Raw genomic sequence first — 13,064 nt, 5'->3', positions numbered from 1 at the left:
ACAGCTTTAAGGCCTACCACTATTATCGATCTTAGATAAACATATTTTATGAGGCTGATGCAATGGCCTTGGCAGCAATAAACCCACTGGTCCATGCATGTTGGAAATTAAATCCGCCAGTGATTCCGTCTACATCCATGACCTCACCTGCAAAGAATAATCCGGGCTGTTTACGGCTCTGCATGGTCTGTGGGTCGATCTCACTGAGCACAATACCTCCGGCAGTTACAAATTCATCCTTGAATGTTGTTTTACCTTTTACACTAAACTCATGTGCAGTCAGATTTTTGATCAGCCTGTTCTGTTGTTTTGAAGGAAGATCAGACCACCTACACTCTGCATCGATCTCAGATTCTTGAAGAATATGTAACCACAAACGATTGGGTAATGCAAACGGATTTTTACTGCCTAGTTTTTGAGCCCCTGCTCTTTCTCTGATCTCTTGCCACTCATCGCGCAGTATTTGTTCAGTATAAGTGGGTATCCAGTTCACTAAGATGGTAAAATGATAATTCTTATCTGCCAGCTCTCTTGCACCCCAGGCGGAAGTTCTTAAGATTGCAGGACCACTCATTCCCCAATGTGTGATCAATAAAGGACCTTCTTCTTGTAGTTTAGTACCTGCCACTTTTACGATAGCACGTTCAACGCTCACACCCATTAAAGCAGTGATGGGGTTACCCGGCATGTTGAATGTAAAGAGTGATGGAACCGGTGTTGCGATTGTATGTCCGGTTGATGTCAACCAATCAAACATGGTAGCTTTAGGAAAACCTCCTGTTGCAATGCATACAAAGTCTGCAAAGATACGATTCCCATTCGTTAACTGCAGTTCAAATTTGTTTTCTTGTTTCTGAATAGCAGTAACACCTGTTTGTAATTGTACCGCTACTTTATACTTGTCTGCTTCTTTTAATAAACAATCAATAATGGTTTGAGAATTATCTGTAACCGGAAACATTCTGCCGTCCTCTTCTACCTTTAACTCAACTCCTCTTTCTTCAAACCATTGAATGGTATCCTTGGTATAAAACTGATGAAATGATTTTTTTAAAAAGTTTTGTCCACGCGGATATTTCTTTACCAACTCCGGTATCTCGAAACAAGCATGTGTGGTATTACATCTTCCGCCTCCACTGACCTTTACTTTTGATAACAACTTATTGGATTTTTCCAATAACAACACTTTCACTGAAGGATTCATACGTGCAGCATTGACCGCACAAAAGAAGCCTGCTGCTCCTCCACCAATGACAATGAGTTGTTGTTGCATAATCAGATAAAGAAAAAGACCTTCTGATAAAGGTCTTTGTAAAAATATTAATTCGATGTTGAATTAGTTGTAATAAGAGGTATTCAGATTAGGGTTGGCTTTTTCAGCAGCCTCTATAATGCTATAATCAGAAAGTATCAGTGCTTGTCCACGTTTCACACATACATCGTGTTCAAAGTGACAAGCTGCTTTTCCATCTTGTGTACGAACGGTCCAACCATCATCTTCTGTATATACTTCTCTGGTACCGAGATTGATCATGGGTTCAATGGCCAATACAAGATTCTCTTTCATCTTCGGACCATTTCCACGTTTACCATAATTGGGGACCTGTGGATCTTCGTGTAAGTTTCGACCTAAGCCGTGTCCGACCAACTCTCTTACCACACCATATCCATGTTTCTTCTCTGCGTGTTCTTGAATTGCAAAAGAGATATCACCTACTCTATTGTTAACGATGGCTTTTTCAATGCCTTTATACAATGATTCCTTGGTCACTTTCACCAGCTGAATAATTTCAGCATCGGTTTCTCCCAGAATAAAAGTGTATGCATGATCTCCATGCCAACCATTTAAGATCACACCCATATCAACAGAAACGATGTCACCGTCTTTCAGAGGTACGTCATTGGGAAAACCGTGTACTACCACATCATTGACAGATGCACAAACATTGTAAGGATAGCCGCGATAATTATAGAATGATGGAACTGCTTTATGATCTTTTACGAAGTCTCCACAGAGCTTATCGATCTGCATCGTGGTCATTCCCGGCTTCAACACTTTTGCAACTTCTGTAAGTGTTTTACTTACCAGTAGTGCAGCTTCTTTCATCAGCGCTATTTCTGCTTCTGTTTTATAGATGATCATATTTATTCTCCTCGACATGATAAAAAAACAAACCTGTCGTCGCAATCAGCGAGACGACAGGTTTGCAAATATCGTACTTTTTGTCCATGGTCGATGGTCCATAGACCATGGTATAAAACTAGATCGTTGTTGTCGAAACAGTCTGTCTGCCTTGTACGCGACCGCCTTTCATCAGTCCATCGTATTGACGCATCAACAGGTAAGTTTCAATTTGCTGTAGTGTATCCAATACCACACCCACCATGATAAGTAATGATGTACCACCAAAGAAAGTGCTGAATCCTTGAGTAACACCTAAGCGCTGAGCGAATCCTGGCATGATACCTACCAGTGCCAAGAAGATAGCACCCGGCAAAGTGATTCTATCCATTACAGATCCGATATAATCAGCAGTAGGTTGTCCGGGCTTCACGCCTGGAATAAACCCGTTGTTACGTTTCAGGTCTTCTGCAATTTGTTTAGGGTTAAATATCAGGGCAGTGTAAAGGAAAGTAAATCCGATCACCATCACTGAATAGATCACCATATACCAGGTATTGCTGTGATCATTGAAGATCTTCACGATACCTTGTGCAGAATCAAGATTGGTAAATGATACCAGTGTAGGCAAGAACATGATCGCCTGAGCGAAGATGATCGGCATAACACCGGCACTGTTTACTTTGATAGGCAGGAACTGACGGGCACCACCGAACTGGCGGTTACCGATGATCTGCTTAGCATAGTTTACAGGTATTTTACGAACACCCTGAACCAACACAATCAATCCAAGGATGATAGCGATCAGAATAGCGATCTCGATCAAGAAGATCAACAAACCACCACCAGCTCTTTCTCCTTTGGCACTGAATTCCTGGATCAAAGACTGAGGAAGACGAGCAAGGATACCCACCATGATGATGATGGATGTACCATTACCCAATCCTTTGTCCTGGATCTTTTCACCCAACCACATTACAAACATGGTACCTGCTGTTAAAGTGATCACAGTAGAGAACCAGAAGTAAGGGGCATAAGCGGGCATGATAGCTTCCGCGTATCCTGGGCTATTGAGGTAAGCAACATATGCGCCTGCCTGAAAAGCGGTAACGATCACGGTGAGGTAACGTGTCCACTGATTGATTTTTTTACGTCCGCTATCTCCTTCCTTCTGAACTTTCTGTAACTGGGGAACCAAGATGGTCATCAGTTGCATGAAGATAGAAGCAGAGATATAAGGCATGATACCGAGTGCGAGAATAGAGGCTTGCGAAAAGGCTCCACCTGCGAACATATCGAAGATGCCTAACAGACCTCCACCGCTTTGGGCAGATTTTTGTGCTTCTTCAATTTTATTAGGATCGATACCCGGCAATACGATGTGGGTACCAAAACGATACGTAAGAACCAGTGCAAGTGTGATAATGATCTTGTTACGAAGCTCCTCTATCGTCCAAATATTCCTTAATGTCTGAACTAGTTTTTTCACTTGAATGCAATTGTAAGCGTTAATAGTCTTAAACCAAAAAAAGACGCACTTTGTGCGTCTGGCAAGTTACGATAAAATTACTTGATAATTTCAACGCTACCACCTGCAGCTTCGATAGCAGTTTTTGCTTTTTCGCTGGCTGCATTCACTTTGAAAGTTACTTTGGCTTTCAGTTCTCCGTTGGCCAATACTTTTACTTTATCGGTACGGCTGATCAGACCATTGATATAGAGATTTTCCAGGCTGAATTCGGTGAAGCCATATTTTTCAACCAGTTGGTCGATTTGACCCAAGTTGAATACTACGAATTCAACGCGATTGTTATTCTTGAATCCACGCTTAGGGATACGACGCTGGATAGGCATCTGACCACCTTCGTGAGCCATTTTGCTCTTATAACCGGCGCGGCTTTGTCCACCTTTGTTACCTTTTGTAGATGTACCACCCTTACCGGATGCTTCACCACGACCTAAACGTTTTTGCTTGTGTGTAGAACCTTCTGCAGGTTTCAGATTGTGTAGTTTCATGTTGTATTGATTTTGAACTTTCGGGGAATCACCCCTCGCAAATGATTTGAAAATGTGATGTCAGCTATTGAAAGAATTCTGATTTTTATAAACAGAAAATGAATCAAGTAAATTGACTCATTTTCATCCCGCATTGAACGGAACAAATTCTATCATTATCTGATTGGTTAAGCGATTTCCTCAACCTTCACCAGGTGGCTTACTTTATTCACCATACCCAGGATCTGAGGAGTAGCTTCTACTTCTCTTGAAGCATTCAGTTTCTTCAAACCTAAAGCGATCAAAGTTTGTTTTTGACGCTCAGATCTGTCGATACCGCTTTTAATCTGTGTGATCTTGATCTTTTTCATAACTACTTTATTGACATAGCTAGTAGCTTATAGTTCATGGCATATAGCTATAAGCCATGAACTATAGGCCATTTGCTATTATTATCCATTAAATACTTTGCTCAGCTTGATCGTACGGGTTTTGGCAACCTGAACGGGTTCACGCAACAGGCTCAACGCCTTGATGGTAGCTTTTACCACGTTGTGAGGGTTAGCAGAACCCAGGCTTTTCGCCAGTACGTCTGTTACACCTGCACTTTCCAGAACGGCACGCATGCTACCACCCGCGATCACACCCGCACCATGAGCTGCAGGCTTGATGAGGACTTTCGCAGCACCGTCTTTCGCCCACTGTTCGTGAGGAACGGTTCCATGCATTACAGGTACTTTTACCAGGTTCTTCTTGGCATCTTCGATACCCTTTGTGATAGCTTCCTGAACTTCTTTTGCTTTACCCAGACCTTGTCCAACTACACCACTTTCATTACCCACTACTACCAGTGCTGAGAAGCTGAAGGTACGTCCACCTTTAGTGGTTTTCACCACACGGTTAATGGCAACTACTTTCTCTTTCAGTTCCATGTCGCCACCGGCTTTTACCTTATTTACGTTTACTTTAGACATTTATCTAACGATTAATTGTTGTTAGCAGATTAGAATTGCAGACCACCTTCTCTTGCACCGTCGGCTACTGATTTAACACGGCCATGGTACAGGTTACCACCACGATCGAATACAACAGTATTCAATCCCAGTTCAGTGGCTTTACGTGCGATTGCCGCACCTACCAGTTTCGCTTTTTCGATCTTGGTTACTTTCTGAGCAGCGATATCTTTATCACGAGATGAAGCTGCAGCAAGTGTTTGACCATTATCATCATCGATCAACTGTGCATAAATATCAGCATTGCTTCTGAATACAGATAAGCGTGGCTTAACAGCTGTACCAGCCACTTTCTTACGAATGCGGTATCTGATTTTTTGCCTTTGAATTAATTTACCCATTTTGTTTTATTTGTTACTCCCGATTCGGCCGGAAGCATGTTTAACATCTTGTTTCAGTCCATAGACCATGGTCCATGGACCATCGACTAATTATTATTTACCTGCTGCCTTACCTGCTTTTCTTCTCAGGATCTCACCAGCGTATTTCACACCCTTACCTTTGTATGGTTCAGGCTTACGTAAGCTTCTCAATTTAGCAGCTACCTGACCGATCAGTTGCTTATCGATACCTTCTAACAGGATCTTAGGATTCTGACCTTTTTCAGTTACTGTAGCAACTTTCAATTCTTTAGGTACTTCGAAAATGATATTGTGAGAATAACCCAAAGCCAAGTCCAGGATATTTCCGGTATTAGCGGCTTTGAAACCCACACCCACCAGTTCCAGTTCTCTCTTGATACCTTCTGTAACACCTTTTACCATGTTACTTACCAGTGCACGGTATAAGCCATGCATAGCGCGGTGACGGATCTGATCAGTAGGACGTTCAAATACTACTTCATTGTCTTTGATCACAACAGTGATATCACGATCGATCTGCTGCTTCAATTCACCCTTAGGGCCTTTAACAGTAACTTCATTCTCTTTGCTAACAGTGATGGTTACACCTGCTGGGATGGTTACCGGTTTTTTTCCAATACGAGACATAGTCGTTTCTTTTTTTATTGTTCAACTAAAATCCTGACCGTGTTCAGCTCCGACTAAAAGCTTAATTGTCAGACAGGACAATAACTTAATTAAGAGATGTAGCAAAGAACTTCACCACCTACATTCTGCGCTTTTGCTTGCTTATCAGTCAGTACACCTTTAGAAGTACTCAGGATAGCAACACCCAAACCATTGATCACTCTTTTGATCTCAGCTGGTTTAGCATATTGACGCAGACCCGGACGGCTTACTCTTTCCAGAGAGCGGATCGCAGGTTGTTTAGTAGAAGGATCATATTTCAACGCGATCTTGATCAGACCTTGTTTGTTATCATCTTCGAATTTGTATTTCAGGATATAACCCTGTTCGTACAGGATCTCTGTCATACGCTTTTTCAGATTAGAAGCAGGAATTTCAACCAGTCTGTGACCAGCCATCTGTGCGTTACGGATTCTGGTTAAGAAGTCTGCTATAGGATCAGTTACCATTTTTATTAGAATTAATTCGTGTTCAAAATTTTGTGTCCATTTCCCGATATGTATCGAGATTCGGGTTTTTACCAGCTTGCTTTTTTAACACCTGGAATTTTACCATTCAGGGCCATATCACGGAAGATTACCCTTGAGAGACCGAAGTATCTCATATAACCTTTCGGACGTCCGGTAAGCTGACAACGGTTCTTTAAACGAACAGGTGACGCATTCTTAGGCAGTTTATCCAATGCTGCATAATCACCTGCTGCTTTTAAAGCTGCACGCTTCTCTGCATACTGGGCAACCAAGGCTTCACGCTTTCTTTGTCTGGCTTTTACTGATTCTTTTGCCATTGTTTTATGTTTAGATTTGAGTAGGTTCCGGATTTGATGATTACAAACCGGCTGCTACCAGTTACTTTTTAGTTATTGTCTTTTTTTGCTCCTTTGAAAGGCATCCCCAGTTCTTTCAGTAACTCATATGCTTCTTCATTGGTTTGAGCAGTAGTTACGAAAGTGATATCCATACCGGTGATTCTGTTCACTTTATCGATATCGATCTCAGGGAAGATGATCTGCTCAGTAACACCTAATGTGTAGTTACCACGACCATCAAACGCCTTATCGCTGATACCTTTGAAGTCACGTACACGAGGTAACGCAACAGATACCAATCTGTCCAGGAATTCATACATCTTCTCTCCTCTCAGTGTTACGCGAGCACCGATTGGCATTCCTTTACGGAGTTTGAAGTTGGAGATATCCTTTTTAGACATGGTAGGAACTGCTTTCTGCCCAGTGATCATGTTCAGCTCTTCTACAGCGATGTCAACCAATTTCTTATCGTTCACCGCACCATTTACGCCACGGTTGATACAGATTTTTTCCAACTTAGGAGCTTGCATTACAGTTTTGTAAGCAAACTTTTTCATTAAAGCAGGTACTACCTCTTTGGTGTACTTGTCTGCTAATCTCGGAGTGTATTTTGCAGTACTCATTACTTGATTACCTCCCCTGATTTTTTAGATATACGAACTAATTTACCTTCTTCACGATTACGCTTTACTTTGGTAGCGCTGCTCGTTTTAGCATCCCACAACATCACATTGCTGATATTGATCGGTGCTTCGATCTTAACGATACCACCCTTTGTATTCTGCGCAGAAGGCTTGGTATGTTTTGTAACGATATTAACACCTTCTACTACCACACGACCTTTATCCACGATAACTTCCAACACCTTGCGGGGCTTTTTCAAGTCCTTGTCATCACCGGCGATCACCACTACGGTGTCTCCTTTTTTGATGTTGAATTTGGGTTTAAATCTTGTACTCATTTTTTTAGGCTTAAAGCTGAATGCTAAACACTTTTATCGCTTAGCAACTATTTGTTTTATGTTTTAGGGACGATAACAAGAATTGTATCTTGTTTCTTCCTTCTTGTGTCTTCTTATAATACTTCCGGAGCCAAAGAGATGATCTTCATGTAACCTTTATCACGAAGCTCTCTCGCTACTGGTCCGAAGATACGGGTACCACGAGGCTCATCAGAGTTGTTCAATAATACCACTGCATTGTCATCGAAGCGGATATAAGAACCATCCTTACGACGCAATTTGTTTTTGGTACGAACGATAACCGCTTTAGATACAGTACCTTTTTTGATACCGCCTGCAGGAATCGCATCTTTAACAGTTACAACGATCTTATCACCGATCTTGGCGTAATCCTGACCGCTGTTACCTAATACTTTGATACAAAGTACTTCCTTAGCACCACTGTTATCAGCTACATTCAATCTACTTTCTTGCTGAATCATTGTTTTAGCTTTTAGCTTCCGACTTAGAAATTTCCTCGCCAGATTTTTTATCAATTTATCAGAGGCTACAGCTCAAATTCTTGCAGCTTGCAGCTTGAAGCTTGCGGCTTTCCGCTTGCTTATTATTATTTTGCTTTTTCTACGATCTCAACCAGTCTCCAACGCTTTGTTTTGCTCAGAGGACGAGTTTCCATGATCTTTACCACATCACCGATACCGCACTCACTTTTTTCATCATGAGCATGGAACTTCGTGGTTTTCTTTACGAACTTTCCGTAGATAGGGTGTTTTACTTTTCTTTCAACCGCAACAGTGATGGTCTTGTCCATCTTATCGCTGGTAACAACCCCGATCCTTGTTTTGCGTAAATTTCTTACTTCAGCCATTGTTTATTTTTTAAGCTATGAGCTCTGGTCAGCCTAGGCTAATTCGAGCAAAGTTTTTTTTGATAAGCTTGTTGCTTGGAGCTTGAAGCTTGTAGCTTTAAATTCCTAATTGTTTTTTCTTCAACTCAGTCTTCAGACGAGCAATATCTCTACGAAGACCGCGAATATTCATCGGGTTCTCCAATGGAGAGATCGCATGAGCGAATTCTAATTTTTTCAGTCTTAACTGATCTTCCTGAATTCTTGCCTGCAGATCTGAAACATTCATGTCTTTCAGACCTTTATTGAATTCAACTTTTTTATTTGCCATTTTGGTCAATTTGAAAATTAAGCTTGTAAGTCTCTTCTTACGATGAATTTGGTTTTGATCGGTAATTTCTGAGCAGCGAGTTCCATCGCTTCCTGAGCTACCTGCTGAGATACACCATCGCATTCGAAGATGATACGTCCTGGTTCTACTACAGCAGCCCAGAATTCAGGGTTACCTTTACCTTTACCCATCCTTACCTCAAGAGGCTTACGGGTAATGATCTTATCAGGAAATACACGAATCCACACATTACCTTCACGCTTCATGGCACGGGTCATTGCCTGACGGGCAGACTCGATCTGGCGGTTGGTTAACCAGATAGGTTCCATCGCTTTCAAAGCAAATGAACCGAATGAAATGGAAGTACCACGCTTAGCCACTTCACGAATGCGGCCTTTCTGCTGTTTCCTGTGTTTACTTCTTTTAGGCTGTAACATTTATTACAATTTGAAAATTTGAATAATTGAATTTGAAAATGGATTGATTTTCAAATTATCTTCTGTCTCTTCCGCCTCCGCCGCGGTTATCTCTTCTATCTCCACCACGACCGCCGCGATCATCTCTTCTGTCTCCGCGTCCGCCGCTTCTTTCTTCACCACCTCTTCTCTCACTCATATCATTCTTACCACCTACGAAGTTTGGATTCAGTTCGCGCTTTCCAAGTACTTCACCTTTACAGATCCATACTTTGATACCGATCTTACCGTAAACGGTTTGAGCATACACATTCGCATAGTCGATGTCCATACGGAAAGTATGCAAAGGCACACGACCCTGTTTGAACTCTTCGCTACGAGCGATCTCAGCACCACCCAAACGACCACTCAATTTGATCTTGATACCTTCAGCACCCATTCTGAGTGTAGAAGCGATCGCCATCTTAGTAGCACGCTTGAAGTTGATACGGTTCTCGATCTGACGAGCGATGGTATCTCCTACAATATTTGCATCCAGTTCAGGACGACGGATCTCCAGAATGTTGATCTGTACATCTTCCTTACCGGTTAATTTTTTCAACTCTTCTTTGATACGGTCTACTTCTCCACCACCTTTACCGATGATGATACCTGGTTTAGAGGTGTGGATTGTAACGATCAGCTTACCCAGGGTACGCTCTATTACAATTTTGGCAATACCGCCCTTGTTGATACGGGCGTTCAGGTAAGTACGGATCTTATGATCCTCGATTAACTTGGTAGCATAGTCTTTCTTACTACCATACCAGTTACTTTCCCATCCGCGGATGATACCTAACCTGTTACCAATTGGATTTGCTTTCTGACCCATATAGTGGTTTTACAATTAGTTTTTAGAATCTACGATTAATGTTACATGGTTACTGCGCTTACGTACCCTGTAGCCACGGCCTTGAGGTGCAGGGCGCATACGCTTCAGTACACGACCTCCGTCAACGAATACAGTTTTTACCACCAGACTGCTGTCTGCAGCACTGGCGCCATTATTTTTTTGCTCCCAGTTGCTGATGGCACTCTTCAGCAATTTTGCCAAAGGCACTGCATTGTGCTGTGGGTGGTGCTCGAGAATAGCCAATGCCTTCTCTACCTCCATACCACGGATCACATCAGCCAGCAAACGCATTTTGCGTGGCCCTGTAGGATAATTGTTCAGTTTAGCTACTGCTTCCATTTCTTTATTTGTTTAGGGTATCACTTCCGGTTTTGCTATTCGCTATCAACCATCAGCTTTACACCAAGTGATTACTTTTTAGTTCCTGCGTGTCCTCTGAAGTTGCGGGTTGGAGCAAATTCACCAAGTTTGTGACCTACCATGAATTCGGTTACATAAACAGGGATGAACTTATTTCCGTTGTGCACTGCAAAAGTGTGTCCAACAAAATCAGGAGTGATGGTACTGCGACGGCTCCAAGTTTTGATAACACCTTTCTTGGTTTTACCCTCATTCATACCTTCAACTTTACCTTCTAAGTTGGCATCAACGTAAGGACCTTTTTTAATCGAACGACCCATATTGAGTTATTTTGAAAATTTGTTCCGACTAAGTCGGAATGATTATTTTGCTAATTTTTTACCGTCTCTTCTTTGGATGATCAGTTTATCACTGCCCTTTCCTTTTGTACGTGTTTTCTCACCTTTTGCATACTTACCGGTTCTGCTACGTGGGTGACCACCTGAAGCTTTACCTTCACCACCACCCATTGGGTGATCAACCGGGTTCATCGCAACACCACGTACACGTGGACGGATACCTTTCCAACGATTCTTACCAGCTTTACCTGCTGTTTCAAGGTTATGGTCGCTATTAGAAACCACACCTACAGTAGCATAACAGTTGATCAATACCTTACGCAATTCGCCAGAAGGCATTTTCAATACTGCGTATTTCTCTTCTTTGTTCGCCAACTGTGCAGATGCACCAGCACTTCTTACCATTTTACCACCTTGTCCGGGCTGTAATTCAATGTTGTGAATCATAGTACCCAGTGGCATATTCTTCATCATCAAAGCATTTCCGATCTCAGGAGCTACTTCATCACCAGCGATGATGTTTGCACCCACCTGAATTCCCTGAGGAGCGATGATGTATCTTTTCTCTCCGTCAGTGTATTGAACCAATGCGATGAACGCAGTACGGTTCGGATCGTATTCGATAGATACTACTGTTGCAGCAATATCTCTCTTGTTTCTTTTGAAATCGATGATACGATAATGTTGCTTGCTACCACCACCCATATAACGCATTGCACGACGACCCTGTGAGTTACGTCCTGCAGTTTTCTTTTGCGGCTCCAACAAGCTCTTTTCAGGCTTGTTAGTAGTGATCTCAGCATAAGCATTTCCGATTCTCCAGCGCGTTCCTGCGGTCATCGGTTTGTACTTCTTCAGTGCCATTTTCTTTGTTTTACTCCTAGCTCTTTTAGGGAAACCAGGCTTTGTTTTTTAATCAACTTTTGCGGTAGTTGAACTACCATACTTTATCATTTTTCCTCCAAGTCCCTTTAGGGGCGGGGGAATTAAATGTTAGCGTACAGATCAATCGTTTCTCCTTCAGCTACGGTTACGAATGCTTTTTTATAAGCAGGTTTCGCACCTTGAATAAAACCAGCTTTTGTGTAGCGGGTTTTGTTTTTACCAGGAGCAACAGCAGTGTTCACATCGATCACATTCACACCATAAAATTCTTCTACTGCTTTTTTGATCTCGAGTTTGTTCGCCTTACGATTTACTTTGAAAGCGTATCTTCTCAACTTTTCTTGTTGAGCATTTGCTTTCTCAGTTAAAATAGGCTTTACTAATACTTCACTCAGTTTCATTGTATTTCGGTTGAAACGTTTCTAATTGGTTAAGCTACTGCCTCCTCTTCTGCGAAGATCTTGGCGGTGTTTTCTGTGATTACGAGTACATCTGCATTCATGATCTCATAAGTGTTGATGTCTGCCAATAAAGTGCTGGCAACATTTGGCACGTTACGAGTACTCAGGTACAGATTATCATTGTACTCAGGTAATACAACCAGTGTCTTTTTATCTGCGATGTTCAGGTTCTTCATCACTTCAACCAATTGCTTGGTTTTAGGTGCATCCATCTGAATATCTTCTACTACTACGATCGCGCTTTCTTTTGCTTTATAGCTCAGTGCAGAGATTTTAGCGAGATCTTTCACCTTACGGTTCAATTTGAAATCGTAAGCGTGAGGCTTTGGTCCGAAGATGGTACCACCACCCTTATACAAAGGGTTACGGATATTACCTTTACGAGAACCACCGGTTCCTTTTTGCTTATGCAGCTTACGGCTAGCACCTTTTACTTCCGCACGGGTTTTTACTTTGTGTGTACCCTGACGTCCTGCAGCCAGGTACTGTTTTACAGCCAGATAGATCACATGATCATTTGGCTCGATACCGAAAACCTCAGCCGGTAATTCAACCGTTCTGCCGGTCTTCTGTCCTTTTATATTTAATACATCTACTTGCATGGTCA

22 protein-coding genes are annotated in these 13,064 nt (G+C 42.1%); all 22 read right to left on the bottom strand.

The window, feature by feature from the left end:
- Positions 1–46 precede the first annotated feature (46 nt).
- The 22 genes from ABXG83_RS00570 to rplD all read right to left on the bottom strand — a co-directional run bounded on the left by ABXG83_RS00570 (position 47) and on the right by rplD (position 13,059).
- Complete coding sequence (locus ABXG83_RS00570; protein ID WP_353549562.1) at positions 47–1,273, bottom strand: NAD(P)/FAD-dependent oxidoreductase; 1,227 nt, start codon at positions 1,271–1,273, stop codon at positions 47–49.
- A gap of 63 nt (positions 1,274–1,336) precedes the next feature.
- A complete protein-coding gene (gene map / locus ABXG83_RS00565) occupies positions 1,337–2,161 on the bottom strand; it encodes a type I methionyl aminopeptidase (RefSeq protein ID WP_353549561.1) in 825 nt (274 codons plus the stop codon).
- 100 nt (positions 2,162–2,261) lie between these two features.
- On the bottom strand, positions 2,262–3,611 hold the full coding sequence (secY, locus tag ABXG83_RS00560; protein WP_353549560.1) for a preprotein translocase subunit SecY: 1,350 nt from the start codon (positions 3,609–3,611) through the stop codon (positions 2,262–2,264).
- 77 nt (positions 3,612–3,688) lie between these two features.
- Positions 3,689–4,138 carry a 50S ribosomal protein L15 gene (rplO, locus tag ABXG83_RS00555; protein WP_322195715.1) on the bottom strand — a complete coding sequence of 150 codons (450 nt, stop codon included), beginning with the start codon at positions 4,136–4,138 and terminating at the stop codon, positions 3,689–3,691.
- Positions 4,139–4,305: 167 nt separating this feature from the next.
- Positions 4,306–4,488, bottom strand: a complete 183-nt coding sequence (gene rpmD / locus ABXG83_RS00550) for a 50S ribosomal protein L30 (protein WP_178889646.1) — start codon at positions 4,486–4,488, stop codon at positions 4,306–4,308.
- A gap of 81 nt (positions 4,489–4,569) precedes the next feature.
- On the bottom strand, positions 4,570–5,091 hold the full coding sequence (gene rpsE, locus ABXG83_RS00545) for a 30S ribosomal protein S5 (RefSeq protein ID WP_178889645.1): 522 nt from the start codon (positions 5,089–5,091) through the stop codon (positions 4,570–4,572).
- 29 nt (positions 5,092–5,120) lie between these two features.
- Complete coding sequence (gene rplR, locus ABXG83_RS00540; protein WP_178889644.1) at positions 5,121–5,471, bottom strand: 50S ribosomal protein L18; 351 nt, start codon at positions 5,469–5,471, stop codon at positions 5,121–5,123.
- 93 nt (positions 5,472–5,564) lie between these two features.
- Positions 5,565–6,119 carry a 50S ribosomal protein L6 gene (gene rplF, locus ABXG83_RS00535; RefSeq protein ID WP_353549559.1) on the bottom strand — a complete coding sequence of 185 codons (555 nt, stop codon included), beginning with the start codon at positions 6,117–6,119 and terminating at the stop codon, positions 5,565–5,567.
- An 89-nt stretch (positions 6,120–6,208) separates the two neighbouring features.
- Positions 6,209–6,607, bottom strand: coding sequence for a 30S ribosomal protein S8 (rpsH, locus tag ABXG83_RS00530; RefSeq protein ID WP_178889642.1), 399 nt, complete (start codon positions 6,605–6,607; stop codon positions 6,209–6,211).
- A 68-nt stretch (positions 6,608–6,675) separates the two neighbouring features.
- Complete coding sequence (rpsN, locus tag ABXG83_RS00525) at positions 6,676–6,945, bottom strand: 30S ribosomal protein S14 (protein ID WP_026770706.1); 270 nt, start codon at positions 6,943–6,945, stop codon at positions 6,676–6,678.
- A 68-nt stretch (positions 6,946–7,013) separates the two neighbouring features.
- Entirely contained in the window at positions 7,014–7,589 is a 576-nt protein-coding gene (rplE, locus tag ABXG83_RS00520) for a 50S ribosomal protein L5 (RefSeq protein WP_353549558.1), read from the bottom strand.
- Complete coding sequence (gene rplX, locus ABXG83_RS00515) at positions 7,589–7,927, bottom strand: 50S ribosomal protein L24 (protein WP_178889640.1); 339 nt, start codon at positions 7,925–7,927, stop codon at positions 7,589–7,591. Before rplX ends, rplE begins: the two co-directional genes overlap by 1 nt.
- A 113-nt stretch (positions 7,928–8,040) precedes the next feature.
- The gene (gene rplN / locus ABXG83_RS00510; protein ID WP_133475583.1) at positions 8,041–8,409 is read right to left on the bottom strand and encodes a 50S ribosomal protein L14; all 369 of its coding nucleotides are present in this window, start codon (positions 8,407–8,409) and stop codon (positions 8,041–8,043) included.
- A gap of 125 nt (positions 8,410–8,534) precedes the next feature.
- Positions 8,535–8,795: a 30S ribosomal protein S17 gene (gene rpsQ, locus ABXG83_RS00505; RefSeq protein ID WP_133475584.1), complete on the bottom strand. Its 261-nt coding sequence runs from the start codon at positions 8,793–8,795 to the stop codon at positions 8,535–8,537.
- 97 nt (positions 8,796–8,892) lie between these two features.
- Positions 8,893–9,105 carry a 50S ribosomal protein L29 gene (rpmC, locus tag ABXG83_RS00500; protein WP_353549557.1) on the bottom strand — a complete coding sequence of 71 codons (213 nt, stop codon included), beginning with the start codon at positions 9,103–9,105 and terminating at the stop codon, positions 8,893–8,895.
- 17 nt (positions 9,106–9,122) lie between these two features.
- The gene (gene rplP / locus ABXG83_RS00495) at positions 9,123–9,542 is read right to left on the bottom strand and encodes a 50S ribosomal protein L16 (protein ID WP_178889638.1); all 420 of its coding nucleotides are present in this window, start codon (positions 9,540–9,542) and stop codon (positions 9,123–9,125) included.
- A 55-nt stretch (positions 9,543–9,597) separates the two neighbouring features.
- On the bottom strand, positions 9,598–10,392 hold the full coding sequence (rpsC, locus tag ABXG83_RS00490) for a 30S ribosomal protein S3 (protein WP_250685060.1): 795 nt from the start codon (positions 10,390–10,392) through the stop codon (positions 9,598–9,600).
- A 15-nt stretch (positions 10,393–10,407) separates the two neighbouring features.
- Positions 10,408–10,752 (bottom strand): 50S ribosomal protein L22, encoded by a 345-nt coding sequence (gene rplV, locus ABXG83_RS00485; protein ID WP_133475588.1) that lies wholly within the window; start codon positions 10,750–10,752, stop codon positions 10,408–10,410.
- A gap of 71 nt (positions 10,753–10,823) precedes the next feature.
- Positions 10,824–11,093: a 30S ribosomal protein S19 gene (rpsS, locus tag ABXG83_RS00480; protein ID WP_353549556.1), complete on the bottom strand. Its 270-nt coding sequence runs from the start codon at positions 11,091–11,093 to the stop codon at positions 10,824–10,826.
- 42 nt (positions 11,094–11,135) lie between these two features.
- On the bottom strand, positions 11,136–11,975 hold the full coding sequence (rplB, locus tag ABXG83_RS00475) for a 50S ribosomal protein L2 (protein WP_178889635.1): 840 nt from the start codon (positions 11,973–11,975) through the stop codon (positions 11,136–11,138).
- 122 nt (positions 11,976–12,097) lie between these two features.
- Positions 12,098–12,397, bottom strand: a complete 300-nt coding sequence (rplW, locus tag ABXG83_RS00470; RefSeq protein ID WP_322195711.1) for a 50S ribosomal protein L23 — start codon at positions 12,395–12,397, stop codon at positions 12,098–12,100.
- Between the two features lie 29 nt (positions 12,398–12,426).
- Positions 12,427–13,059 (bottom strand): 50S ribosomal protein L4, encoded by a 633-nt coding sequence (rplD, locus tag ABXG83_RS00465; protein WP_353550748.1) that lies wholly within the window; start codon positions 13,057–13,059, stop codon positions 12,427–12,429.
- Positions 13,060–13,064: the final 5 nt, after the last annotated feature.

It is taken from the genome of Sediminibacterium sp. KACHI17 (assembly GCF_040362915.1).
Lineage (GTDB): Bacteria > Bacteroidota > Bacteroidia > Chitinophagales > Chitinophagaceae > Sediminibacterium.
This window is presented reverse-complemented; position numbering and strand designations above follow the sequence as displayed.